26 protein-coding genes are annotated in these 24,111 nt (G+C 42.9%); 22 read left to right on the forward strand and 4 right to left on the reverse strand.

Annotated features, from left to right (window positions below; all coding sequences use genetic code 11):
- Nucleotides 1-230: 230 nt before the first annotated feature.
- Nucleotides 231-995 carry an SDR family oxidoreductase gene (locus tag QP775_RS12925; protein ID WP_285106564.1) on the reverse strand — a complete coding sequence of 255 codons (765 nt, stop codon included), beginning with the start codon at nucleotides 993-995 and terminating at the stop codon, nucleotides 231-233.
- Nucleotides 996-1,151: 156 nt separating this feature from the next.
- Between QP775_RS12925 and QP775_RS12930 the strand changes: the two genes are divergently transcribed.
- Nucleotides 1,152-1,736, forward strand: coding sequence for a Crp/Fnr family transcriptional regulator (locus tag QP775_RS12930; RefSeq protein ID WP_285106566.1), 585 nt, complete (start codon nucleotides 1,152-1,154; stop codon nucleotides 1,734-1,736).
- 7 nt (nucleotides 1,737-1,743) lie between these two features.
- Here QP775_RS12930 and QP775_RS12935 read toward each other — a convergent pair whose 3' ends face one another.
- On the reverse strand, nucleotides 1,744-2,463 hold the full coding sequence (locus QP775_RS12935) for a DUF4386 domain-containing protein (protein ID WP_285106568.1): 720 nt from the start codon (nucleotides 2,461-2,463) through the stop codon (nucleotides 1,744-1,746).
- Nucleotides 2,464-2,778: 315 nt separating this feature from the next.
- On the opposite strand from QP775_RS12935, the gene QP775_RS12940 reads away from it, so the two are divergent.
- The 3 genes from QP775_RS12940 to QP775_RS12950 all read left to right on the forward strand — a co-directional run bounded on the left by QP775_RS12940 (nucleotide 2,779) and on the right by QP775_RS12950 (nucleotide 5,974).
- Nucleotides 2,779-3,201: a GNAT family N-acetyltransferase gene (locus QP775_RS12940; RefSeq protein ID WP_285106569.1), complete on the forward strand. Its 423-nt coding sequence runs from the start codon at nucleotides 2,779-2,781 to the stop codon at nucleotides 3,199-3,201.
- Nucleotides 3,202-3,695: 494 nt separating this feature from the next.
- Nucleotides 3,696-5,363, forward strand: a complete 1,668-nt coding sequence (locus QP775_RS12945) for a glycoside hydrolase family 27 protein (RefSeq protein ID WP_285106570.1) — start codon at nucleotides 3,696-3,698, stop codon at nucleotides 5,361-5,363.
- 65 nt (nucleotides 5,364-5,428) lie between these two features.
- Nucleotides 5,429-5,974, forward strand: a complete 546-nt coding sequence (locus QP775_RS12950) for a GNAT family N-acetyltransferase (RefSeq protein ID WP_285106571.1) — start codon at nucleotides 5,429-5,431, stop codon at nucleotides 5,972-5,974.
- A 153-nt stretch (nucleotides 5,975-6,127) separates the two neighbouring features.
- On the opposite strand, the gene QP775_RS12955 is transcribed toward QP775_RS12950, so the two are convergent.
- Nucleotides 6,128-6,709 carry a TetR/AcrR family transcriptional regulator gene (locus tag QP775_RS12955; protein ID WP_285107262.1) on the reverse strand — a complete coding sequence of 194 codons (582 nt, stop codon included), beginning with the start codon at nucleotides 6,707-6,709 and terminating at the stop codon, nucleotides 6,128-6,130.
- Nucleotides 6,710-6,993: 284 nt separating this feature from the next.
- Between QP775_RS12955 and QP775_RS12960 the strand changes: the two genes are divergently transcribed.
- From QP775_RS12960 to QP775_RS13035, 16 genes are all read left to right on the forward strand, one after another.
- Nucleotides 6,994-8,271 carry an MFS transporter gene (locus QP775_RS12960; protein ID WP_483312016.1) on the forward strand — a complete coding sequence of 426 codons (1,278 nt, stop codon included), beginning with the start codon at nucleotides 6,994-6,996 and terminating at the stop codon, nucleotides 8,269-8,271.
- Between the two features lie 165 nt (nucleotides 8,272-8,436).
- Nucleotides 8,437-9,504 (forward strand): LLM class flavin-dependent oxidoreductase, encoded by a 1,068-nt coding sequence (locus QP775_RS12965; RefSeq protein ID WP_285106572.1) that lies wholly within the window; start codon nucleotides 8,437-8,439, stop codon nucleotides 9,502-9,504.
- 60 nt (nucleotides 9,505-9,564) lie between these two features.
- Nucleotides 9,565-10,503, forward strand: a complete 939-nt coding sequence (locus tag QP775_RS12970) for an alpha/beta hydrolase (protein WP_285106573.1) — start codon at nucleotides 9,565-9,567, stop codon at nucleotides 10,501-10,503.
- A gap of 451 nt (nucleotides 10,504-10,954) precedes the next feature.
- Nucleotides 10,955-12,127 (forward strand): MFS transporter, encoded by a 1,173-nt coding sequence (locus tag QP775_RS12975; RefSeq protein WP_285106574.1) that lies wholly within the window; start codon nucleotides 10,955-10,957, stop codon nucleotides 12,125-12,127.
- 321 nt (nucleotides 12,128-12,448) lie between these two features.
- Entirely contained in the window at nucleotides 12,449-12,829 is a 381-nt protein-coding gene (locus QP775_RS12980; protein WP_239333934.1) for a VOC family protein, read from the forward strand.
- 328 nt (nucleotides 12,830-13,157) lie between these two features.
- Complete coding sequence (locus QP775_RS12985) at nucleotides 13,158-13,580, forward strand: GNAT family N-acetyltransferase (protein ID WP_285106575.1); 423 nt, start codon at nucleotides 13,158-13,160, stop codon at nucleotides 13,578-13,580.
- 326 nt (nucleotides 13,581-13,906) lie between these two features.
- Nucleotides 13,907-15,205: an SPFH domain-containing protein gene (locus QP775_RS12990; protein ID WP_285106576.1), complete on the forward strand. Its 1,299-nt coding sequence runs from the start codon at nucleotides 13,907-13,909 to the stop codon at nucleotides 15,203-15,205.
- 15 nt (nucleotides 15,206-15,220) lie between these two features.
- The gene (locus QP775_RS12995; RefSeq protein WP_285106577.1) at nucleotides 15,221-15,967 is read left to right on the forward strand and encodes a hypothetical protein; all 747 of its coding nucleotides are present in this window, start codon (nucleotides 15,221-15,223) and stop codon (nucleotides 15,965-15,967) included.
- 58 nt (nucleotides 15,968-16,025) lie between these two features.
- The gene (locus tag QP775_RS13000) at nucleotides 16,026-16,466 is read left to right on the forward strand and encodes a hypothetical protein (RefSeq protein WP_285106578.1); all 441 of its coding nucleotides are present in this window, start codon (nucleotides 16,026-16,028) and stop codon (nucleotides 16,464-16,466) included.
- Between the two features lie 158 nt (nucleotides 16,467-16,624).
- Nucleotides 16,625-16,972 (forward strand): DUF1801 domain-containing protein, encoded by a 348-nt coding sequence (locus QP775_RS13005; RefSeq protein ID WP_285106579.1) that lies wholly within the window; start codon nucleotides 16,625-16,627, stop codon nucleotides 16,970-16,972.
- A gap of 155 nt (nucleotides 16,973-17,127) precedes the next feature.
- Nucleotides 17,128-17,655: a MarR family winged helix-turn-helix transcriptional regulator gene (locus tag QP775_RS13010; RefSeq protein ID WP_285106580.1), complete on the forward strand. Its 528-nt coding sequence runs from the start codon at nucleotides 17,128-17,130 to the stop codon at nucleotides 17,653-17,655.
- A 136-nt stretch (nucleotides 17,656-17,791) separates the two neighbouring features.
- Nucleotides 17,792-18,283 carry a hypothetical protein gene (locus QP775_RS13015; RefSeq protein ID WP_285106581.1) on the forward strand — a complete coding sequence of 164 codons (492 nt, stop codon included), beginning with the start codon at nucleotides 17,792-17,794 and terminating at the stop codon, nucleotides 18,281-18,283.
- Nucleotides 18,280-19,158 carry an NmrA family NAD(P)-binding protein gene (locus QP775_RS13020; RefSeq protein ID WP_239330661.1) on the forward strand — a complete coding sequence of 293 codons (879 nt, stop codon included), beginning with the start codon at nucleotides 18,280-18,282 and terminating at the stop codon, nucleotides 19,156-19,158. Before QP775_RS13015 ends, QP775_RS13020 begins: the two co-directional genes overlap by 4 nt.
- A 302-nt stretch (nucleotides 19,159-19,460) precedes the next feature.
- A complete protein-coding gene (locus QP775_RS13025) occupies nucleotides 19,461-19,886 on the forward strand; it encodes a DMT family transporter (RefSeq protein ID WP_239330658.1) in 426 nt (141 codons plus the stop codon).
- A gap of 47 nt (nucleotides 19,887-19,933) precedes the next feature.
- Entirely contained in the window at nucleotides 19,934-20,632 is a 699-nt protein-coding gene (locus QP775_RS13030) for a Crp/Fnr family transcriptional regulator (RefSeq protein WP_239330655.1), read from the forward strand.
- An 82-nt stretch (nucleotides 20,633-20,714) separates the two neighbouring features.
- Nucleotides 20,715-21,194 (forward strand): DMT family transporter, encoded by a 480-nt coding sequence (locus tag QP775_RS13035; protein WP_285106582.1) that lies wholly within the window; start codon nucleotides 20,715-20,717, stop codon nucleotides 21,192-21,194.
- A gap of 148 nt (nucleotides 21,195-21,342) precedes the next feature.
- Here the strand turns inward: QP775_RS13035 and QP775_RS13040 are convergent, their stop codons facing one another.
- Nucleotides 21,343-21,909 (reverse strand): DUF4303 domain-containing protein, encoded by a 567-nt coding sequence (locus QP775_RS13040; RefSeq protein WP_239330650.1) that lies wholly within the window; start codon nucleotides 21,907-21,909, stop codon nucleotides 21,343-21,345.
- A gap of 132 nt (nucleotides 21,910-22,041) precedes the next feature.
- Here QP775_RS13040 and QP775_RS25760 point away from each other — a divergent pair, with 132 nt between their 5' ends.
- Both QP775_RS25760 and QP775_RS13045 read left to right on the forward strand, forming a co-directional pair.
- A complete protein-coding gene (locus tag QP775_RS25760; protein WP_350338975.1) occupies nucleotides 22,042-22,155 on the forward strand; it encodes a winged helix-turn-helix transcriptional regulator in 114 nt (37 codons plus the stop codon).
- A 338-nt stretch (nucleotides 22,156-22,493) separates the two neighbouring features.
- The gene (locus tag QP775_RS13045) at nucleotides 22,494-24,038 is read left to right on the forward strand and encodes an extracellular solute-binding protein (protein ID WP_285106583.1); all 1,545 of its coding nucleotides are present in this window, start codon (nucleotides 22,494-22,496) and stop codon (nucleotides 24,036-24,038) included.
- Nucleotides 24,039-24,111 lie beyond the last annotated feature (73 nt).

Below are 24,111 nucleotides of genomic sequence, written 5' to 3' on the forward strand. Positions count from 1 at the left end.
GTGTTAATTTAACCTGTACATTACATCTCCATTTAACTATCTTCTCTTACTGAATATTTCCATAAGGATATAAGATAATATAGAGTAACCTCTTACACGAAGTATAACGTAAGAGGTTATTTTTTGATCCTTCCAATATTCCATTTTCCTACGCTCGCTGCTGAAGGACGAGCAGGAGAGTAAAAGGGGCAGCGGGCTAGCGCTTTCGCGAGGTCTAAGAACTCGTCAGTTTACAGATGAGATCCGCCGCTTGCATCAATCCATTGTCCGGTTACCCAGCGGCTATCTGATGAGGCAAGAAAAGATGCAATATCTGCAACATCTTCAGGTTCGCCCCATCTTTTAAAGGTTGAAAGTCCAGCAGCAAATTTTTGTCCATTCGGATCCTTTAACGTCCCTGCATTCATCTCTGTATTAATAATACCGGGTTGAATGGCGTTTACTGTAATATTACGGCTTCCGAGCTGCTTAGCTAAGACTTTCGTAAATGTATCGACAGCACCCTTCGATATGCTGTAGGCAAACACACTAGGTGAAGCTACACGTGTCACAAACGATGAGATATTAATGATGCGGCCTCCGTCTTTCAGTCGCGGCAATGCTTGCTGGGTCACAAAAAGTGGTGCTTTGACATTCATGTTCATAACTTCGTCAAAAGACTCTTCTGTTGACTCTTCCAATGTTACGATTTGACCGATTCCCGCATTATTCACCAAAATATCAAAACGATTATCATTTGTGCGCTCTTGAAGTGTTTCATCCAGTGTCGTATATAAGTCTTCAATACCGTTAAGGGTACTTAAATCAGCACCGATCGTAAATGCAGATCCACCACTTTGCTCAATTGTATGAACTACTTCTTGTGCAGCATCTTGTCTGCTTCCATAATGTACGGCAACGAGAGCACCCTCCTGTGCCAGACGTAACGCAATGCCACGACCAATTCCCCGGCTTGCACCGGTTACGACAGCAACCTTACCTTCCAACTTATTCATATCCTCATCTCCTTGATTTGAATTCAAGTATAGTTTTATCACAAGGAGACGTTTAAAATGTTGCGCTCTCATTCGAAATTTCAAGTTGTTAGCACTGATTGTGATAAGATGAGGTGAACTAACATGACTATATTCTAGGAAAAGAGAGGAAGCAGAATGAAAAGCATATTGTTTAAGTATTTGACTAAATTTACTTCTCTTAACGAAGAACAACAACAGGCTATCGTTCAAAATATAATGATCGAAGAATATAAAAAAGGAACAGTCCTTCTCAGACAAGGAGATGTTCCTACAAAATGTTATTTTGTATTAAAGGGATGCATAAGGCAGTATTCGATCGATGAAACGGGAAAAGAGGTCACATCGAATTTCTACACGGAAGAGCAGGCCATTTCGATGTTCAATCATCACAAACAAGATAAGTCATCCGAGTACTCCATGACGTGTCTTGAGGACTCTGCATTGGTCGTCGGAGACCTAGAGGTGGAAAAAGACATGTATAATAAATATACTCAATTAGAATCTATGACACGCAGGATGATAGAGGAAAACTTTGGTCAAGTACAAGATGAATTCGCAGCATTTATCGCCTCCACACCTGAAGAACGGTTCAAAGCGCTATTGCTGAAAAGATCTCATTTAATCGAGCGGGTCCCTCAACATCAATTGGCCAGTTATCTCGGTATTACACCGGAGTCATTAAGTAGAATCAAGAAGCGGGTCTATAAAGATATGCATTAGGCAGAGATCACACCTTTACAATGAGTTTCCCTCCTCTTAATAGCAACCATATGCCAAATCCTAATTCTCCTACAATCATCGGGACAGTAAATGTAAATTTTAGTATCGTCATGATCACATCGAAATGTGGAAAAAACGTGTTACATAGATGAGTGGCAATATAGCCAATTGAAGCAATCAACAATAAGATGCTAATTCCTTTCGGAATGCTGTTCGATTTGAAAGCTAAATAGCCAACAAGCAGTAGATGCCCGCCAAAAATGATTAAACCAATAGACCAGATCGTTTCAAATGCTGTCAAATACAGCATCACATGTGCTTGAAGTTGATCGTTTTTAAATAATGATGAATGGACTGTACTGTTTGTGAGAAGCAGCACCAATATTAAATTCAGGATGGCAATTCCTAATACTGCCGTATAGATAAGACGGAACCATGCACCGAGCAATGAAAGATGGTTATCAATTGGCCTCAGGAACATATAAAAAGCCCAGGCGACCACTATGTCACAGAACAGGATAATGATCCACCCCAAGATTTCAGCTTTGAAGAGCACATTCAATGATAAGAGGTTATGATATGTGACGGTGGCATCCCCTTGTACCACGAGGCTTCCATGGACAAACCCATATGAAAAAAAGGCAGCAAGGGTCATGATGAGAAGTGATATGGCAGCAGTCAGAGCCATTTTTCGCTGATCCGTTAGTTCTTTTCTCGAGGAAACCATAATATTACCCCCTAGTTGTTGTGTTGATTCCATTGTAATAGGCGGTTTATGACGGTTCATTGACTTAAGTCAAGGGAACTAATCATTTTAAGGTTCATCCATATCAACAGACTAGTTATAGGGAAACCACAGCAAAGTGGAATGAGGCGATTATTTAACCTGTCGAAAGGACAGGAGTGTTTGAGGTAGGGGGAGAAATAAGATAGAACTGAACTGAAAGTTGGGTGGAGATCATGGAACATGTTGAATGGGAGATCACGGTATAAGGCAGTCGAATGCGTTAGTCCGCAAATCAATGAAAGAAAGGTAGTTAATATGGAAAAAGTAAATTATACCATCAGTGAGAGAATGCCTACCGTTTTGGAACATAAGCAGTTATGGGAATCAGTAGGATGGGGAAGTCTTAATACAGAGATGTCAGAGCGATCATTAGCGACCTCTCTTTATGGGGTTACCGTGACAATAGATGGTGCGCCGATTGGGATGGGTCGAATCGTTGGTGATGGAGTAATGTATTTTTATATACAAGATGTTGCTGTACTCCCTTCCTTCCAAGGTCAGGGTGTAGGGAAAGCTATTATGCGGCATTTATTGACATACATTGAGAAGCGTCGTCATGACGACGGGATTGCGTTTATCGGTTTGTTTGCAGCAGAGGGTAAGACTGAATTCTACGAAAAGTTTGGGTTTAAAAATGGTTTCCCGCAGATGACGGGAATGCTTACTGTTCTCGATTAGACCATGATCATTAAAAATAAAGCACTCTTCATACCAGCCGTGGATAACCTGCAGAGCTCTCTATTGGATTTTTTGAGATTTAGGTCTTGAACATTATTTATATAGTTGTAGACTGGGGAAGTAAAGTCTTGGACCGCACAATAACAGTGATGCGGTTGTAATTGAGCAGCTCTTCTCGGAGCCTTAGATTCGACATCCAGAATAACAACATGATTCCTTTCGGGGGCTGCCTTGCGGTAGCTCCATTATTTTATATCGGGGGTGTTATGATGCCTACATAAAGACATCAACCAACTAGATAGATTAAATTCATTTCAGTACTCCTTCTCTTGCACTTCCCCTTCAAGCGCTGTAGACAATAGCAGATACCCTAATTCAGGCCCCGTATTTGAATGACAGCATACTTCCTAATGATCAATAACTGATTCTGTAGTATAGAAGGTTATTTAAGCAGCAGTCTTTTATTTATACATGAATAAAGGAGATGTCGATTTATGAAAAAGGATCGGTCTTATTTAAAGTCGTGCATAACTACTGGTATGTTGTTTTTCTTCATCTTGATCATTGGATCTCTGGATCATACGGCTGTATTTACCGCACATGCGCTTCAGAATGGAGTGGCTCAGACACCACCAATGGGATGGAATAGCTGGAACAAATTTCGCTGCGGCGTAAGTGAAACCTTAATTAAACAGATGGCAGATGCTATGGTCACTAGCGGGATGAAGGATGCTGGATACCAATATGTAAATATTGACGACTGCTGGCAAACCTCACGGGATGCATCAGGCAAAATTGTAGCGGATACCGTACGTTTTCCAAGTGGGATGAAGGCGCTTGCAGATTATATGCATGCCAAGGGATTAAAACTCGGTATTTACACAGATATCGGTTATCAGACATGTGAAGGGCGTCCTGGCAGCCGTGGCTACTATGACCAAGATGCAAGCACGTATGCTGAATGGGGAATCGATTATGTCAAGGTTGACTGGTGTTATGTCGATCCAGCAAGCCACTCAAGCGGGACGAAACCGGATGCGGCAACATGGTATGGCGAATTCCGAAACTCGCTGTTGAACTCCGGAAGAACGATCGCTTACAGCATTTGCAACTGGGGAGAACAGGCACCATGGGTTTGGGGAGCGCAAACAGGAAACTTGTGGCGTACATCAGGAGATATTTATGATCATTGGGACAGTATTACGTCCAATATCAGCCAAAATCAATTTTTATATTCATACGCTGGTCCTGGTGCATGGAACGACCCTGATATGCTTGAAGTTGGGAATGGGGGAATGACGGATACGGAGCAGCGTTCTCATTTTAGTCTTTGGTCCATTATGGCCGCTCCGCTCATAGCTGGTAACGATATTAGTTCGATGACGCAGGCCACGAAAGATATCCTAATGAACCCTGAAGTTATTGCTGTAAATCAGGACATCCGAGGTTACCAGGGAAGAGTGGTTAAAGAAATTGCCGACGGTGTTACCATCTGGAACAAACGCTTACTGAATGATAACGAAAGAGCAGTTGTACTGTTTAACGGTACTGGTGCTGCAACCAATATTACAGTGAGTTGGAGCGATATTGGATTACTGGCTGGTGGCGCAACGGTTCGTGATTTGTGGGCTAAATCAAACTTAGGGACATTTTCAAACGGTTATACAGCTAACGTTCCGTCGCATGGTGCTGTGATGTTAAAAGTGGTGGGTACTCATGATGTTAACAATATCTCCATTGACGATCCAGCCCCTACAATCACTATTACGAATACGGATGACAGGTTAATTAGCAATTTAAAAATAACGACTGATTTTACGATCAATAACGCTCTGCATACAGACTATGAAGTATTGGATTATTTTGATCAAAAGATTAATCTTGATTTGAATGCAAGAAACGGCTACTGGAACGGTACGGCTTGGGTGGGGAATTTTCTTTCTATGAAGAACATGTCAGCAGGGTTAAAAGAATTAACGATTCATAGACTAGACGGCCGATATATAGGGGGAATGACCGTGACAGTAGAATTCGTCAGCAATGGCGCTGTTTACAAAGATTCGCACTTTATTGGTGACTTTAATAAAAAGATCAATCTTACTTTAAACGGCAGCGGGGGAAGCTGGAATGGGACGTATTGGCAAGGTGACTTCCTGAAGTAAAATAAATACTATGTGCGCACGAGAATGTCATATATGAGAAATTGTTACGGATTGGGAGGGGTAAAATGATTTACATCGAAACTTCAAGATTAATATTACGCGACTGGGAAGGAAGGGATGTAGAGCCCTTTTGTCGACTAAATGCGGATGAAAAAGTGATGACGTATTTCCCTAAAACGTTAACCACGACTGAAACGAATGAATTCTATCACACCATTATATCTGAATTTGAAGCATGTGGATTTGGGTTATATGCTGTGGAGACCAAGCAGGACAAGGCATTTATCGGGTTTATTGGATTTCATAGGGCCACATTTGATGCTGATTTTACACCTTGCATAGAAATCGGATGGCGCCTGAAAAAAGAGGCTTGGGGGCAAGGGCTTGCAACAGAGGGGGCAGCAGCTTGTTTGAAATATGGATTTAACGAATTAGGTTTTAGTGATGTGTATAGCTTTACAGCCGACGTGAATCAGCCCTCCAAAAACGTGATGAAGAAAATAGGAATGCGCTATCTGAAAACGTTCAATCATCCAAGGGTTGAGTCCGCCAGTCCGCTATGCAAACATGTGCTATTTCATGCCAATCCTCATTCTATCCCGTTACGATAACCAGATCACTTTATAACAGATAGCTCTCTAGAATGAGATGGTCTTCGCGACAACAATGGAGATGCAGATACTGAAAGCTCCTGTGCTAGAGGATTACCGCAGTAAACCTCTGCCGCAGGAGCTTCCGACAATAGGAGCTTTAGTCCAACTAACTTACTTTAGCAATGCAAGTGTCGCTTTTATCGCGTTATCAATAAATGCTTGCTGCGGACGAGACTTCAACATGACAGTTAGTCCGATTAACGATAAGATTAGCGCCTGTGATAAGGATCTGGCATCTATATCTGCCTCAAGCTCTCCCGATTGTATGCCTCGTTCAATGGTTTCTTGAAATATGACGGCCAGGTACATTTGGTGCTCCCGGGTCAGTATTTCAAATTTCTCATCATGAGGTGCAAGTTCCACCATCGTATTGATGCAAAAGCAGCCCCGACTGCGATCCACCGCATATTCCTCCGCAACTACATGCTCAAAAAAAGTGAGAAATGCTTCTTTTACAGATGAATGGCTTTGAAGTCTAGCACGCACATCTGAAGCACGGGACATCGTATATTTGCGCAGCGCAGTTTCGAACAATTCTTTCTTATCACCAAAGGCAGAGTATATGCTAGGACGTTGTATACCCATTCTAGTCGTTAAATCGCTTATTGAGGTTGCCTCATATCCCTTCTCCCAAAATAACTGCATGGCCGCATCCAATACTTTTTCTTCGTCAAATTCTCGGGTTCTTGCCATCATGAATACCTCTCGTTACCGTTTATTCTTCTTCATGGTAAATAAATGTGGTACAAAAATGACTTACGCCATTTATGTACTGAACAGTATATTATTATTGTATATTCAGCAGTTACCTTTGTCAAAGACAGATTGATTTATACGCAATATAGATCATTGTGAACGAAATTATAATTAGTGTAACTAAATAAATGTGTTGACACTAATCTGATCGACGCGTTATATTTACTGGGAACCATAACGTACTGATCGGTATGTTATTTTAAAGGAATGGAGGATACAGTGTGCATAAAATCGAGGAGGTCATAGAAAGGGCAGCAGTCAACGCCGATATACAGGCTGATTCTTCACAGGCGCCGCTGAACATGTCTGATGCGAATCACCCTGTTTCAATGTCTTTCTATGTAATTCTTTTGTTTGCTGTTGCTTGTGGCATGTCAGTCGCTAATATCTATTTTGCACAGCCACTTCTTGATCAACTGTCGCGTGAGTTCGGTATCGATTATTCCTTTATTGGTATGGTGATCACCATTACTCAGATCTTTTATGGATTGGGATTGCTGCTGCTAGTACCACTTGGAGATTTACTGAACCAACGCCGCTTGATTATGGGTCAGATGTTACTTTCCATGCTAGCTCTTGTTATCGTTGGAACGGCCTCTACCAGTATAGTGCTGTTCACTGGCATGGCAATGGTGGGACTGCTTGCTGTAGTTACCCAGACGATTGTGGCGTTTGCAGCAAATATGGCTGCTCCGGCCGAACGAGGACGTGTCGTTGGCATCGTTACAAGCGGAATTGTAATCGGCATATTGCTTGCGCGATCCATTGCAGGCGTCTTGACCGATCTTGCGGGTTGGCGTTCCGTCTATCTGGTTTCAGCTGCGTTAATGTTCTTGATGATCTGTATGTTTTCTAAAGTGCTGCCTCAAGTTGAACGACAAGTGAAATCACTGTCCTACATGCAGCTGCTTGGATCGGTGTTTAGGTTGTTTGTACAAGAACGGATATTACGTATCCGTTCGGTGCTAGCCCTACTGATCTTTGCTGACTTCAGCATCTTATGGACTTCACTCGTGCTGCCACTTCATGCACCACCCTTATCTCTGACGCACAGTGCAATTGGGGCATTTGGCCTTGCTGGAGTAGCTGGAGCTTTGGCAGCAGCACGGGCAGGAAAGCTGGCTGATCGAGGTTACGGGCAGAAAACAACGGGTATTGCTTTGAGCCTGTTGTTAGTGTCCTGGCTGTTCATCAGTTACACAGAGCAGTCCCTATTCGCTTTAGTGATCGGTATTGTTCTGCTTGACTTGGCTGTGCAGGCGGTACATGTGACGAATCAAACGATGATCCTTCCTTTGCGTGCGGATGCGCGCAGTCGGCTTACTGCTGGGTATATGGTGTTCTATTCTATAGGTAGTGCGGGCGGTTCAATTGCTTCAACCCATATGTATGCTCACTATGGCTGGGGGGGAGTAAGCTTGCTTGGGTTTTCTGTTAGTGCAGCAGCTCTACTATTTTGGGCTATGACTAGTCGTTCTACAGCTGCAGCAACAACATAAAGCTGGTGTCCTACGCTATTCAGATTCAGAAATAAGAGTCGGATGGACAGGTTGCTACTAAGACCTGGTTAATAACTTGAACTAAAGATATACGATATCGAAGTGAATGGCTTTATTCTAGTCCATGTCCATTTAAAAAGAAACTTTAAAGAGGAGAGATGACAGGTGGAAATTGGCATTACTTCGTTTGTAGAAACAAAGCCGGATATTCAGACGGGTGAAGTGATAAGTCATGCACAACGATTGCGTGAGGTGGTAGAGGAAATTGTTCTTGCTGATCAAGTGGGACTTGATGTCTTTGGAATAGGGGAACATCACCGCGAGGATTATGCAGCATCCTCACCAGCAGTTGTACTGGCTGCTGCTGCATCCCAGACCAAACGGATTCGGCTGACCAGTGCTGTTACTGTACTTTCATCGGCTGATCCAGTGCGTGTATTTCAGGATTTTGCAGCACTGGATGGCCTTTCAAATGGGCGCGCAGAAATTATGGCAGGACGAGGTTCCTTTGTTGAATCTTTTCCGTTATTCGGTTACGACCTGAATGACTATGATGCGCTGTTTGACGAGCATTTGGAGCTGCTCCTTAAAATACGCGCATCTGAGAAGGTAACTTGGAAGGGTGGGCATCGGCCAGCGATTAACAATCTGGGTGTATATCCACGGCCTGTTCAGAATCCTTTGCCGATATGGGTTGGCAGCGGGGGAAATCAGGAATCGGCTATCCGTGCAGGATTGCTGGGACTTCCACTGATGTTGGCCATCATAGGCGGAAGCCCGCTGCACTTTGCACCGCTTGTGCAGCTTTATAAGAAGGCGGCCGCACACGCTGGCCATGACGAATCACGGCTTCAGGTGGGTTCGCATTCGATCGGATTTGTCGCAGAAGATACGGAGCTGGCGGCCGATACATTTTTCCCATCTACCCAAGCAGGTATGAATAAGCTAGGCAAGGAGCGGGGCTGGGCGTACTATGATCGTGCTAGCTTCGATGCCGCGCGCAGCTTTGAAGGCGCATTGTATGTAGGCGATCCGGACACTGTCGCGCAGAAGATTATTCACCTCCGCAAACATGTAGGCATTACTCGCTTTATGCTGTATGTGCCGCTAAGTACGATGCCGCATCACCAAGTGATGAGAGCTATTGAGTTGTTAGGCACTGAGGTTGCGCCTCGGGTTAGAGCGGAAATAGCCAAGTGGGAAGCGGAGACGGAAAATGGAGTTTATATCTAAGGGCTAAATAATAAAATGGCAAGTGATTCGAAAACATATTCTATTGTCGGAGGAATTCATATGAATTTTGAAAGTCGGGTATTACCGGAATTAAAGTCGGCGTTAGCACAATTCCCTGGTTTCCAGTTGGAAGCGAACTTGGAGGGGAGCAGGAGTATGCTGTCCGGTCCACCTATTGAGGCATCGGAGCATGTAAGCACGACAAGCCGAATGATTAGGGGCGGAGCAGGCGAGATGCTGGTCAAAATTTACGAGCCAGCAAACAGAACGGACGCAAAGCTTCCCGCTATGCTGTGGACACATGGGGGTGGCTATGTGCTGGGTCATCCAGATATGGACGACGTATTGTGTGAACGTTTCGTGCAGGCAGCTCATTGTGTTGTTGTATCGGTCGATTATCGACGAGCTCCCGAGCATCCTTACCCGGCAGCCATCGAGGATTGTTATGCCGGCTTGGTGTGGATGACGGACGAAGCAGAATCACTTGGCATCGATGTAGATCGGGTTGCGATTGCCGGTGCAAGCGGGGGTGGCGGCTTGACCGCAGCGCTTGCCCTAATGGCGCGGGATAAAGGCGGGCCCGCTCTTATTTTCCAAATGCCGCTGTATCCGATGATCGACAACCGCAATACGACGGCATCAAGTTATGAAATCACGGCTGACAACGCAACTTGGAACCGGACAAACAATGTGGAAGCTTGGCAGATGTACTTGGGCGCGGGTGTCGAAGATCATGAGTTGTCTCCGTACGCGGTGCCATCAAAAGCGGACAGCTTGGCTGGCTTGCCGCCGACCTATACGTGCGTGGGGCAGCTTGATCTGTTCCGAGATGAGACGATCGAATATGTGACGCGTCTTGCACAAGCGGGTGTTGACGTTGAATTTCAGCTGTATCCTGGCTGCTTCCACTGTTTTGAAGTGTTTGTCCCAGAAGCGGAAGTAAGCCAACGCGCTAGTCAAAACTATGTGGACGCAATGGCTAGAGCGCTTAACCCTTAACTATTTTAAGCGACTGTTCCAACATAGTTGTATTCAAGTAAGTTGTTCCGTATATGTACGTGAGTTACGTCTATAAATCGATGACACCTTATGGGAGTGGCATGCTCCCAAATAGAAAATCCTTTATTGACCTTCAAAACTGTAATATGCTATGCTGACTGACAATAAGTATCGAAAGGGTGACCAAAAGCCAATGATCTACTAATCCGATTCCACAAAAGAAAAATCGTGATCTTACGGATTTTCTGGATAGGATTAGTGTGGGCTTTTACATATTAACGATAAGATATTTGCTCTTTAACGCGAGCAGTGTATCTTATTGTTTGTATTTCCGCATGTTTGCCTCCTATCCCGTAATTCGTGGATAAGGAGGTTTTTTTGCATTTATAAGCTACGAAGGTGCGGTTGAAGAACATTATAAATTGCTGTACTGCAAGTAAGGAGGATTCGTATGATTACATTAACAAACAATAAAAGAGTACTCTTAATTCTTATGATTAATATATTCATTGTTATGGTGGGGGTAGGGTTAATAACCCCTATTCTGCCAGAACTAATTATTGAATTTGGAGCAAATGGACAATCGATGGGATTATTGGTTGCAGCCTATGGGATTACTCAGTTCTTGCTGTCTCCGAGAACTGGACAATTATCGGATCGATATGGAAGGAAGCCGTTTATCATTTCAGGTGTCATTGTCTTTGCTGTAGCCAAGTTTATATTTGCTATTGGGGATATGTTATGGATGTTGTATGCCTCAAGACTGCTAGAAGGAGTGGCTGCAGCCTTAATGGTTCCGCCAATGATGGCTTATGTAGCTGATATTACAACTACCGAAGATCGGGCTAAAGGAAATAGCATGCTGTCCGCAGCGATGTCCTTCGGATTTGTAATTGGACCTGGACTTGGAGGTTTTCTTGCAGGGTATGGAACGAGAGTACCGCTCTATGTAGCAACTGGTGCTGCGGTTGCTGCGGTTATTTTCTCCATCATTTGTTTACCTGAAAGCTTATCGCAAGAACAGATGAAATCAGCACGAGAAAGGGAGCGGCCCAAAGAATCTATTTTTAAACAGTATGCGAAATCTTTAACATCCAAGTATGCGATGCTCTTTGTGCTCGTTCTGGTGATGACGTTTGGCATCGCTAATTTTGAATCCGTGCTTGGTTTATATGTAACGAATCGTTTTCAGTTTACACCGCAGCATATTGCTATTATTCTAACCACGGGCGCGATTATTGGAGTTGGCATACAGGCATTGATTGTAGCGAAAGTCATTAAGAAGTTTGGCGAACAACAAGTGATAAAAGGATCTCTTCTTTTAACTTCAATTGCTTATATAGTTTTGCTATTGGCAGCAGATTTTTGGAGCATCTTTCTTGTAACCTCATGTATTTTCTTTGCTACGGCTATGCTTCGACCAGCTCTTCATACACAACTCTCTAAAATGGCAGGGAGTGAACAAGGCTATGTGGCGGGTATGAATAATGCCTATATCAGTATAGGAAATATATTGGGTCCGACTCTAGCGGGTTGTTTATTTGATGTGAACATGTTTGCCCCGTTTCTGGCAGGCTGTTGTATTCTATTTGTGGCTTTTCTGATGGCATTAAAATTGAAATAAAGGCACACGCGTAACAAAGAAGTAATGGGAGGGAACGACATATTAGACTTGACTAGTATGTCGTTCCCTAACGACTTATTTAAGCCGGATGCATGAAGAACAATTCCGTTAATTCTTTACATTATATGAAGTTGTGAATGGGACTTGAAATGGGTAGAATGACACTATGGTGATAAAGTAGACGCTATAAGGATGTTTTATTTATCACTCTTTTAGACCGACCTATCGTACATAGATAGTTGATGTTGTATTTTAAGTATAATCAAGAGTTCAAATGTAAAAAATAATATAATCAGGACTAGCAGAAAGGAAGCGAAGCGGATGATTAATAAAGTGGGTCAAATTATGGTTTATGTAAACAACCAGGATGAGGCAGTGAAATTTTGGACAGAAAAAGTAGGATTCAGCGTAATTTCGGAGGAAGATAACGGGCAAGGTTTAAGATGGATAGAAATTGCACCCTCTAAGGAGGCAGCAACAAGCATCGTCCTTCATAATAAGGAGTTCATTGCCAAGATGCAGCCAGAATTAAATTTGGGTACGCCTTCGCTGCTGTTCTTTGCAGATAATCTTGAACAATTATACAAAGAATTCGTGGATAAAAATATTACAGTCGGTGAAATGGTAAGCATGCCTTCTGGTAGAGTATTTAACTTTGCGGATGAGGAGCAAAATTATTTTGCGATTATGGAGAAAAAATAGTTCACTATATTAAAGAAATAGCAATAGCATGAATTAGATACATTAAGAATCCATTTTAGTCGACCTCACTTAAAATGGATTTTTTTATTGTCTAAATGAGCGCTTATCATCGAATGAATTCTAGTTTAGGTGTGATAGGACAAAAGGGCTAACCTTATGTTAATGCCGATCCTTTTTTTACAGGTAGTGTGACTACTTTTGTTTTGCCCAAGCAGTATGCGTATTTCAGTTTCAAGTGATATATTTATATGGTTAAATGTGTTAAATTTATGTTGAGATATAATCCCTTTCACGTCAAATGAATACAGCAGAGAACAGGAGTGGAACGATGAAACTTCACATTACACGTGAATCAAATAGCACGGACAAGCAATACGTAAGGAATGGACTTATTCAATTTAATGCAAAGCATTTCCCAGATCATTTAAAAAGCAGATATGAAGAAGTAAATCTGTTTATCAAAAATGAGGAAGGCCAAGTATGTGGCGGTGTTGTAGGCGAGATCTGCTGGAATTGGTTAGAGGTGCATTATTTATATGTGGATGAAGAACTTCGGAAACAAGGATACGGTAGCAAGTTGATAGCCGAGGTCGAACAGATTGCAAGAGACAAAAAGTGTGATTTTATTAAACTGGATACGTTAAGCTTTCAAGCGTTGGATTTTTATAAGAGACATGGCTTTGAGGTGTATGGGTCCATTGAGAATGCGGGGACGCACACACACTACTATATGAAGAAGGATTTGCAATAAGAACCTAATTATTATTGATAGCGTCTAGCTAAGAAATGTGCTGCACTCATGCCATATTAAAACAGAGCCTGTCTAATAGACAGGTTTTTTGATTCTAATTAATAACATTAAATAGTCTATTATAGAGAGTATATATTTTACTAATATTAGGATGGTTCTTGTTAGGGCTGTCATCTATACTATTAAAGTAGGGCTTATATAATTATTCAGAATACAGTGTTAGAGCTGATACTATATGCTTGTGTTCCATGTGATTATAGTTGTAGAAGTTATCATGGATAGGCACTTGTCTTCTTATCAACCTGAACAGCGGAGGTATAACATGTATGGCAATTATTGATGTAATTAAATATGACGGATCACCTGAAGTGTTCGCATGGAAATATCCAAACCATGAGCTAGGAACATGGACGCAGTTGATAGTAAATGAAGCGCAGGAAGCAATCCTATATAAGGGTGGGCAGGCGCATGATCGGTTTACAGCAGGCAGACATACACTTAATACAGCTAACATTCCTATTCTCAATCACGTTGTCAATTTGCCCTTTGGTGGTGATTCACCGTTTACGGCAGAGGTATGGTATGTTAATAAGCTTCATTCGCTAAATATTAAGTGGGGCACACGCTCACCTCTTCAACTGCAAGATCCAAAGTATCAGTTGTTTGTAAAAGTGCGCTCTTTTGGTCAGTTTGGCATTCAGATTATGGACGCTCGTAAATTTCTGAACAAGCTTGTTGGGACACTGTCCGTTTTTAATCAAGAGATGCTGACAGAATATTTCCGTGGTGTCTTGATGATGAACATTCACGAACATATTTCTTCCTATTTGGTACATCGAAAGATTAGCATTTTGGAAATTAACGCTTACATATCAGATATTTCAAAACATATCCAAGAGCAAGTGGCGCCAATATTTGAAGAGTATGGGATTGGCTTGCTTAACTTCTATGTTGACTCCATCAATACACCAGAAGATGATCCAGCTACGAAGCGATTACAGGAAGCGTTAGCAAAAAGGGCTGAGATGAATATTATCGGGTTCACCTATCAACAGGAGCGGACGTTTGATACACTCAGCCATGCGGCAAAGAACGAAGGCAGTATACAGTCTGATCTGATGGGAGCGGGGATTGGGCTTAGCATGGGATACGGGGTAGGTGGTACGATTGGAGGCGCGATGTCTCGGCTGTCTAGTGAGCTTAAGGTCATGGCTGACGAAAAATTGTGTCCCAAGTGTCAACGGAAAAACGAGCAGGATGCCGCTTTCTGTACGGGATGCGGATCTTCGCTAGTAGCAAAAGACGGATCAGAGTTACCTGACGTGGTGAAATGCCAATCTTGCGACGATTGGATGCCGCGACATACAAAGTTCTGCCCCAACTGCGGTGATCCTTATAATCCATGTTCAAAATGTGGTGCTGATAACGAGCCCAATTGCTCGCATTGTACGAAATGTGGGCAAGCAATGCCCGCCCCATGCAGACATTGCGGAGAGGTGATTGCTGCCAATGTCAAGTTCTGTCCACATTGTGGAAGAGAGACAGCACTGACGTGCAGCCAATGCAGTCATGATGTGGAGCAGGGGCAAAAATTTTGTGTTGAGTGCGGCCATAAGCTCACGTAGAAAGGATGCGAGGTATTGAAACGTAATACGAGCGTCAAATGGATAACATCGGTTATTTTTTTGACCCTTATATCAGTCACAATTACGTTGTTTGTGGCCTTCAGTAAGGTCGATTTTCGTGACTTATCATGGTGGTTGTCACTAGTTTCACTAGTAACGGCAGAATTGGTTAGCTGTACGTTCACCTTCAAGCTGCTAAGCAGTGGACCTGATTTCAAGGCTGCATTCCCGAATTATTTGTCTATCGGTATGATATTATTTTTCTATAACGTGGCTGTCTTAGTTCATATTATATTGTTTTGGCTGATCCTAGACGTACCCTCTAAAGTTTATTTTTGGATTCATTTGGTTACCTTTGCTGTAGCGTTCATATTGGCCTTGTTGCTAGGCATGATCCAAACTTTTGTTGGCCGTCAGGAGAAAGATGAGCGAAAGCGTCAGCATTCAATGAAGAAACTACAAATGGTTGTGCATGGGGCACGATTGGAGCTTGAGCGCTGGGAGCATCCGGAACGGGATCAACTATTGGCATTGGTTAATAAGTTGGATGAGCAAGCCCAATATAGTGATCCAATCTCTCATTCAACTATGGTACTGGAGGAGGCACACCTGATGGAAAAAGCCGTTCGTTTGGAAGAGGGAGTGCGCTCAGCTGTGCGTGATCAGCATACTCTTTATTCCGCAGATGAACTGCGCGGTATGATTCAGGAGTTATCGAACTCGATTCAGCTCCGCAACGATCAACTGATGACACTAAAATAGAGTCGGGGGAGAATCGAAATTGAAAAGGCTAATGAAAATCTTCAGAATTAGTAATCTGATGCGTGTATTCGGAGGAGTACTCCTGTTGTTTTATGGAGGGGTGCTGCTGGCCGTATTTTCAACTTGGTCAGAGCAGAATGCCAGGATTGATCTGCTTATTCTGTTTTTTATTTTATTTTTTATGCCGGGTGCGCTGCTGGTCGGGGCAGGTGCGAAGCTGGACAGGAAGTCGGAAGCGCGTCGCGCCATTCAGCAAAATGAATCGTTTACGGAAGCAACCGGGAGTTCAATTCAATCGGAAAGGGGTGAACGTGTAGACTCAGATGATGGTAAAGCACAGCGAGTAAGTTCAGCGGCAGACGTGACAGAAGCAAGTGCTACACAACCTATGAAAATGATTGTCTGTTCTAGCTGCGGTGCTCAAAACAGCTTGACACTACCAAACACAACCGCTATTTGCGAGTACTGTGGTTCTATGGTTGCAGATACGCAAGTATAAAGTGATAACTAATAGACATAGGAAATGTGTGGTCATTATTTTCAGATCAATATCACTCTGTTCTAAAAGTCTAATCGAGCCTCAACAATACTAAAGATATTTTTTATTAGTAGGTGAAATAGGGGGAAAATTACATAAACTAAAAAGGAGCATGAACAATGACCCAGAATCCGGAAGTAGTCGATTTTATAGCAGCAATTAAAGAACCTTGGCAAAAGGAGTTAGCAGTTCGGCTACGTGATGTTGTTCATCAAGCATTACCAGATGCATTGGAACGTATCCAATATAAAAAGCCTCATTTTCTGAAAAATGGGAAATACGTGGCTGTAATCTCGACGTCGAAGGATGCAGTGAGCTTTACCATTTTTAACGCAACGGGGCTCATTCTCCCAGAGGGATTGTTTGAGGGGCCTCCAGAGCGAAAAACGATCAAAATCAGGCAAGGGCATGAAGTAGATATGGATCAATTGCTAAGCTTAGTAAGACAGGCGACTGAGACACTCTAGCTGCTTGTATGCTAATCTGATTCCTGGAAAAGGGTGCTTCAATTTAACATTGAAGCACCCTTTTTAGGTTATCTATTATGAATAATCTAATCTTTTTCGTATGTAAAAGAAAAATAAGGGTTGACAACGAAGTAGTTAGGTACCATATTATATATATGACTAGTGAACATAATATTCCAAATGAGTATGAAGCAATTCCTTCGCTTGTCCAATTAAAGCGTCAGATCGAACGTTACGATTTGGACGTAGATGCACAGGCTATACTTGTGGCAGCCAGACTAATGGCAGCGGGAACAAAGCTTGGACATGCGGCAGAAGTCCATTTCTCCAAATTTGGTTTATCGACGGGCAGATATCGTTTGCTGGCGGACCTTGAGGATAACGCAGGGGAGGAGCTGCCTTCGCAATTAGCGGAGCATCTTGGCGTTACAAGGGCTACTGTAACGGGGCTTATCGATATTTTGGAGCGGGACGGACTTGTATCCCGTCGAGCCAGTTCTGTTGATGGTCGTCAACGTTCGGTTGTTTTGACAGAGCAGGGAGCGAAGAAGCTGCAAGACATGGCACAAGAGCACTTTGCCAGGATGGAAGCGATGGTTGGCTTGCTAAGCGTAGAGGAGCGCAGTGTGTTTCTAGATCTGTTAGGCAGGGTTACACATGGGATCTCGTCGCTGACCGATTAAGGGCGATAATTCCATTACCGCACATCAGTAAGTGTAAAATGGGCTAGTGAATCTAGCTCCTTTTTACCCCTATATAGTTAGGTTCCTAATTATATTGAAGCTGAATCATCATGGACAAGGAAGGAGAAGATCACGAATGTCTTACCCAAGCTTTTCAGAAAATAACAGGAGAGTGGAAGCAGGCTCCTCTCAGCAGTTTGTGTTATGGCGCGAAGTGATTATGGCTTATGCTGCCCCTGCGATTATGGCAGGCATCGGCGGGTTGATCACCGGTGACAAAGGGCTCCAGATAGGAGCATTGTCTTCTATTGGGGGGATGTCCGCATTCGTAGCTTTGATGGTTGGCTTCTGGCTGCAAAACCGAGGGATCCATAAACGGTGGCTTGTAAAGGCGCCGCATGTTGTGGCAGTTGGAGCTTTTGCATTGTTTGGCGCCGGATTTGGGTTAGTTGCAGCTGAAGTAACAACCATGCTGCATGACTTGTGGTGGCCGAACAGCTACATAGTCTGGTTTAGCCGAGTTGGCATTGATTTCCCGTTATCTACTACGATAGCGTGTGTGAGTGTAACTTGGCGATGGCATTCCACAGTCTGCACAAAATCATCTAAAGGAGAGAAACAAAAATGATTATTATCGTTGGTGCAACAGGGACAATAGGAAACGCATTGTTACGTCGTTTAACACAGTTCGGAGTTCCTGTACGAGCTCTAAGCAGAGAACCTGAGAAGCTTGTAGCCCGTCTCGGAAAGTTGGCTGAGGAGCTGGATCAGTCTTTGATTGAGGTAGCTGCTATGGATGCCTCTGATCCACAATCGATGCGAAGCGCTTTTGCAGGGGGCAGTCAGTTATTCCTTGCCATGTCCAACAGCCCGAAGCAGATTGAATTGGAGACTTCAGTTATACGTATCGCCAAAGAGATGGGAATCAATCATATTGTGAAAATATCAAGCCCGGCGTATGATCTCAGCGCACCGGTGGAGGTAGCAAGGTGGCATCAAGAAATTGAATGGGTCTTGTACGAATCAGGTATTACGCATACGATACTGCGGCCCTATGCATTTATGCAAAACTTATTAAGGCAGGCATCTACAGTAAAGGCTGCCAATATGTTCTTTGGATCAATGGGGAATGCAGCCTGCAACTTTATTGATTGTCGAGATATTGCCGACGTTGCTGCCCAAGTATTAACAAAAAAAGAGTGGGCAGGACAAATTCACACGCTCACTGGTTCGGAGGTGTTCAGCTACCCCGAAGTTGCGGACCGATTGACGGCTCTGCTTGACCGCCCTATTCGTTACATGAACCTTTCGCCTGAAAAACACCGCACGGATCTAATCGAACTGGGTCAGTTGCCGCCTTGGCTTGCCAACCATGTGGTCGAAATTCAAGCGATGTCTGTGGCGCTGCCGGAAAAGCCCACAAGTGCGGTGAAGAAAATAATAGGCAGAGATCCGCGTACGCTGGATGCATTTCTTCAAGAACATGTGGAACATTTCCGGTAGGTGCGACTTAATAGGGAATCATCGGCTCTAATAGTTCAATTATTTTCAAAGATCAGGCTTTACTGTGCTCAACTACTATAGTTTAATCTTCTGAACTCTAGCATTGCTGTTAAAGCGATGCTAGAGTTTTTTTACGGAAATAATCGTACTATTGGGTAATGCGAGAATAAGTAGAATTTTATGAACAATACAAATTTATCATGAATGCGTATGCTTAAACGAAATTCAGGACATATGTCCTTTCCCAAATACTTGGATTTATCTTTTAATAAGAAATAAATCCAATTGGAGGAGCAAGGAACATGAAAGGAATTGTATTTGGATTGTTGGCAGGTGCTTTTATTACACTGCAGGGAGTAGCTAATTCGCGGATTAGCCAAGATATCGGTACTTGGCAAGCGGCAACAATTACTCAATTTACGGGCTTTGTGGTAGCATTACTTATCTTGCTGTTTGTCCGAGATGGAAGTTGGCACCAATTCAAGCAAGTGAAGCCGTTATATATGTCAGGCGGGGCCTTCGCAGCGATTATTATTTTCAGCAATGTCACGGCTATCCATCAGATTGGTGTTACCCTAATGATATCAGCGCTCTTGATTGCTCAATTAAGCTTAACTTTTATTGTGGATAGTACTGGATGGTTTGGTGTCGTAAAACAAAAGATGCGACTGCCACAGTTTATCGGGATCGGGATGATGATCGCTGGTGTTGTCATACTAAAATTATAAATCGATAAGCGGTAAATAGCTCGGATGAGAGAAAGGGGAGGTCGTGTGTGAAAGAAATAAAGGATCGTGAGCTGCTGCATCATTACTTGCAGGCTTATCAGATTGATTCCATATTTAATGAAGAGGTTGAACCTAACTTATCCCTGTACAGCTATCATCAAGGGGAATTGATCTGTTCACAAGGAGATCCAGCTCAACACCTATACATGCTTGTAAAAGGGAAAGTAAAAGTGTACACGACTTCAGCGGAAGGAAAAGCACTTATCCTCTCCTTTAAGAAGCCATTAGAGGTGATTGGGGATATTGAATATGTACGAGGAACTGACATTGTAAATACGGTTGAGGCGGTATCTCCAGTCCATATTATTGTGGTTCACCAGCGGTGGCTTAGCAAATATGGAAAAGACAACGCACCGCTGCTTCGTCTGTTACTCGAGATCATTACACGGAAATTTTGTATCAAATCCAATTCTTTAAGCTTTAATTTGATGTATCCCGTGGAAGTTCGGATTGCCAGCTATTTATTGTCTGTTTCCTTTGATGAATCAGATCCATTATTAACAGGGCAAATCAGTCCTATCAGTTTGAAGGATGCGGCTAATTTGATTGGGACGAGTTACAGGCATCTGAATCGGATAATTCACAAATTTTGCGAGGAAGGTCTGATCGAACGCCATAAAGGAACGATCGTAGTCAAAGATCGAGGAGGATTAAGCGCACTCGCTAATCATAATATTTATGAATAAGCTTGCTTTTAAGAAGTAGGTCCGTAAGGCGTAGATCAGATAAACTGATGAGATCACACCATAGCAGATGAGAGGGTTTTTTATGATAATAGGCTTGTTATTAGCATGTATGGCAGGCACGTTAGTGGGCTTGCAAAATATTTTTAATAGCAAAGTAAATGAAAAAGCGGGCACTTGGACAACGACAACGCTGGTGTTAGGGATGGGTTTCCTGGCCTCGATGACGATGGGACTTATCTTTGAAGGGCAACAGCTATTTATACTGGACCATATGCAATTATGGTACTGGTTCAGCGGCATTATCGGAGTTGGCGTTGTGACTTGTCTGGTACAAGGGATAAAGCGGCTTGGGCCTACTTATGCTGTTTCCATTATGATGACCTCACAATTAGGAACTGCTTTGTTATGGGACTCGTTTGGTTGGCTAGGTTTAGAGAAGGTTCCTTTTACTTTTAATAAGTTAATTGGAGTTCTGGTTATTGTGGGGGGGATTGTTGTATTTAAAGTAGGCGGGAATACGCTTAGTTATCGTGCAGCTAAAATGATCTCTAATGGCTCATAAAACAGGACGAACATCAGCTGTTCTTATCTAATCGTTCATGGAGCATCAAAGTTAAGCAAACGAAATCCGACTAGAGAGATGTAATGGAGAGTATCATATTAAAAAATGGCTCCGTTCGGGTGGATCACAGCACAGGAGGGGAAAGGTGCTAGTCGCACCATTCCTCCAACCATGCGGTGTACTCTTTTATGACAGGGGCTGAGTTTAGCCGGCTGATCATTTTTAAAGAAGAGTTTCGATCAAACTCATAGTCTGTAACTGAGAATAGGACGATAATGTCGTTCTTGGAAATATTAGAAAAGAAGTTGGCACGGACCAATTCTTCTAGCACTTCGATACATGTATCATATAAAGTATCTCTGAACGAAACGAAGCTGGCGTCATTATCATCATCAGATTCTTCTGCATTTAAAATATAGTTCCTTAGTTTTGTGCAGATGCTTTCAAATGCTTGGTCTGCTCCCTGTGCTTCAAATGCCCATTCCGCAGGCTCGTACTTGTAATAGAGTGCCTGGTCGGGTTCTTCTTTAACTGCATGATTCAAATGCTGGATCGTATTCATGGACGGACACACTGTCATGGCACCTTCATCGCTGTATAGCGCAAAGCTGATGATGGGATTGTGCGGGTTATTGTTATAAATCTCACTGAAGGCCTGCACCGCTGCATCTTTAATCTCTTGCTTAAGCAAGACAAAATCGAAATCGGATTTCATTGGGAATCCCCCTTCAAAGTTATGAGCATATATAAATCAATTGATCACTAAATCATAGTATTATAGTATCATCATTTCACTAGTAGCGCTCAAGGAGATGGCCGGTATCATAAATCACTATGCCTAACCCGGATTCCACCTCGGGTAGAATATGAGTTAACAGAAAGGGGAGAGAAGCTAAGAGGGATTATTGAGCAGCTGCAGGAATGGGAAATGTTGTTTCAAACGTCAGCTCATGATAAATGAGAGGTTGGTCAAGCTTAATCTTTATGAACATGTTGAATATTATGGGATACGGCCAAGAAGAGACTGCCTGCCAAGACGCAGAGTATCTCTTTTTTAGTTTGTATGGGCAAACGTAAAGCAGATTTGAACAAAGGTCAAACAATATTGTATGCGCTTACTAAAATGTATTATACTTTGATAGTATGTCTGATAGGACAAAAGTCTGCCTATCCTAATTTTTTAGGAATCAGATTATAGAGGAATTGACTCATAAAGTTCAACCCAAGATGGCACATATAAGAACCATAAGGAGGCGGTTGTAATTAATTCTGTACAAAAATGGAAGGGTGATCTTTACGGTGGTACGGATTCGTAGAGAGACAAACTACCTATTTATCAGTATTTATCTGGTTGTGTTTATCGGTTTATTTGTTGCATTTTTCCCTAAGTTTACCCCGATCTTTACGGGAGTTCCCTCTAACAAAACTTCGCATGATCAGCATCCCGTTTCTATTGTTATTAATAGTCTAAGCTTTACTTATCCAGACGGTTTGGATGAAAATCATAATCCCTATTTGACCTATATCGAAGAGCAAACGGGGTTAAAAATCGATGTTTATATGCCACCTGTAACAAGTTATGAGGATACGCTTCACACCTTAATTTCATCGGATACGAATCTTCCGGATATGCTTAGTATTTATTCTAAAGTTCGGCTATCTACTTACGTTCAGCAAAATAAGTTAATGCCGCTTGAGGATTGGATTGAAAAATACGGACCTGATTTAAAGCGTGTTATCCCGCAAGAGGCTTGGGACCAGGTTACATTTGACGGGCACATTTATGCAATCCCCAGCAGTTATCTCGTTAATGGAAATGAACTTATGTATGTAAGGCAGGATTGGCTGGACAAGTTGAAGCTGCCACGTCCCGTAACGCTTAATGATTATAAGCGGGTCATTAAGGCGTTTACGACTAATGATCCGGATGGCAATGGCAAGCATGATACTTACGGGTTATCCATGTTGGCTGGCTTGCAGTACACTTCTCCATTGTTTGGTGCATTTGGCATCCAACTGAACCAGTGGACGGAAAGAAATGGCGAACTTGTATTTGCCAACACACTACCTGAGATGAAAGAAGCACTGTCTTTTTTTAAGGAGCTGTACCAAGAGAAATGGATCGATCCTTACTTCCCGCTCCACACAAGACAGACGATGTTGGCGAACATTGAACACGGTAAAATCGGGTTGTTCGCTGGTGCCTGGTATGATACACGCGGAGCGATCGCCAATAATATTAAAAAGGACCCGAAAGCCCGCTGGGTTTCACTAGATTATCCGGTCGGTAAGAATGGTAAACAGGGTGTGGAAGGATCAAGGCTCGTTCATGGCTACCAAGTCATTACACGTGGAAGTGACCATGCGGCTGATGTCATGCGGCTGCTGAATTTTATCGCAGGCAAGGGAAGAGAGACCCTAATATTAGGGTTCGAGCATCAAGTATGGACTCGAAAGAACGGTGAGATCATAACCAATTTTAAAGAGCATGACAAGCATCTATATAGGGGCATCTATTCTTCGTTAGTAAATGTCCACGATCCAAAGCTGCAAAAAATGCGTCTGGACTCTTACGGTAAGCATTATCAGCTTTACGATAATATTCAAAGGGTGGAAAAGCATGCTGTTCGTGATCTGTTCTGGGGCCCCTCGACGCCTACCATGCAGAAAAAATGGAATGCATTAAATGAAATGCAGTATGATTTTATTAACATCATTGTTGGAGTGGAGCCAATCGAATCTTTTGATGCTTATGTAGGGCGATGGGGGATGTACGGCGGCAGCCAAATTACAAAAGAGGTAAATGCTTGGTATAAAACCGTGCCGCAGAGGGTTCAGCAATGAAGATGTTCGCCTATGCATATAATAAGTTTCTTCAGAACTCACATGTACGCCTCACCGCTTATTTCCTTCTCGT

Source organism: Paenibacillus sp. UMB4589-SE434, from assembly GCF_030226685.1.
Classification (GTDB): domain Bacteria; phylum Bacillota; class Bacilli; order Paenibacillales; family Paenibacillaceae; genus Paenibacillus_B.

Excerpts from the sequence above, each read along its gene's own strand:
- QP775_RS12925 (WP_285106564.1), bottom strand. The coding sequence starts at position 995 with ATGAATAAGTTGGAAGGTAAGGTTGCTGTCGTAACCGGTGCAAGCCGG.
- QP775_RS12930 (WP_285106566.1), top strand. The coding sequence starts at position 1,152 with ATGAAAAGCATATTGTTTAAGTATTTGACTAAATTTACTTCTCTTAAC.
- QP775_RS12935 (WP_285106568.1), bottom strand. The coding sequence starts at position 2,463 with ATGGTTTCCTCGAGAAAAGAACTAACGGATCAGCGAAAAATGGCTCTG.
- QP775_RS12940 (WP_285106569.1), top strand. The coding sequence starts at position 2,779 with ATGGAAAAAGTAAATTATACCATCAGTGAGAGAATGCCTACCGTTTTG.
- QP775_RS12945 (WP_285106570.1), top strand. The coding sequence starts at position 3,696 with ATGAAAAAGGATCGGTCTTATTTAAAGTCGTGCATAACTACTGGTATG.
- QP775_RS12950 (WP_285106571.1), top strand. The coding sequence starts at position 5,429 with ATGATTTACATCGAAACTTCAAGATTAATATTACGCGACTGGGAAGGA.
- QP775_RS12955 (WP_285107262.1), bottom strand. The coding sequence starts at position 6,709 with ATGGCAAGAACCCGAGAATTTGACGAAGAAAAAGTATTGGATGCGGCC.
- QP775_RS12970 (WP_285106573.1), top strand. The coding sequence starts at position 9,565 with ATGAATTTTGAAAGTCGGGTATTACCGGAATTAAAGTCGGCGTTAGCA.
- QP775_RS12975 (WP_285106574.1), top strand. The coding sequence starts at position 10,955 with ATGATTACATTAACAAACAATAAAAGAGTACTCTTAATTCTTATGATT.
- QP775_RS12980 (WP_239333934.1), top strand. The coding sequence starts at position 12,449 with ATGATTAATAAAGTGGGTCAAATTATGGTTTATGTAAACAACCAGGAT.
- QP775_RS12985 (WP_285106575.1), top strand. The coding sequence starts at position 13,158 with ATGAAACTTCACATTACACGTGAATCAAATAGCACGGACAAGCAATAC.
- QP775_RS12990 (WP_285106576.1), top strand. The coding sequence starts at position 13,907 with ATGGCAATTATTGATGTAATTAAATATGACGGATCACCTGAAGTGTTC.
- QP775_RS13000 (WP_285106578.1), top strand. The coding sequence starts at position 16,026 with ATGCGTGTATTCGGAGGAGTACTCCTGTTGTTTTATGGAGGGGTGCTG.
- QP775_RS13005 (WP_285106579.1), top strand. The coding sequence starts at position 16,625 with ATGACCCAGAATCCGGAAGTAGTCGATTTTATAGCAGCAATTAAAGAA.
- QP775_RS13010 (WP_285106580.1), top strand. The coding sequence starts at position 17,128 with ATGACTAGTGAACATAATATTCCAAATGAGTATGAAGCAATTCCTTCG.
- QP775_RS13015 (WP_285106581.1), top strand. The coding sequence starts at position 17,792 with ATGTCTTACCCAAGCTTTTCAGAAAATAACAGGAGAGTGGAAGCAGGC.
- QP775_RS13020 (WP_239330661.1), top strand. The coding sequence starts at position 18,280 with ATGATTATTATCGTTGGTGCAACAGGGACAATAGGAAACGCATTGTTA.
- QP775_RS13025 (WP_239330658.1), top strand. The coding sequence starts at position 19,461 with ATGAAAGGAATTGTATTTGGATTGTTGGCAGGTGCTTTTATTACACTG.
- QP775_RS13035 (WP_285106582.1), top strand. The coding sequence starts at position 20,715 with ATGATAATAGGCTTGTTATTAGCATGTATGGCAGGCACGTTAGTGGGC.
- QP775_RS13040 (WP_239330650.1), bottom strand. The coding sequence starts at position 21,909 with ATGAAATCCGATTTCGATTTTGTCTTGCTTAAGCAAGAGATTAAAGAT.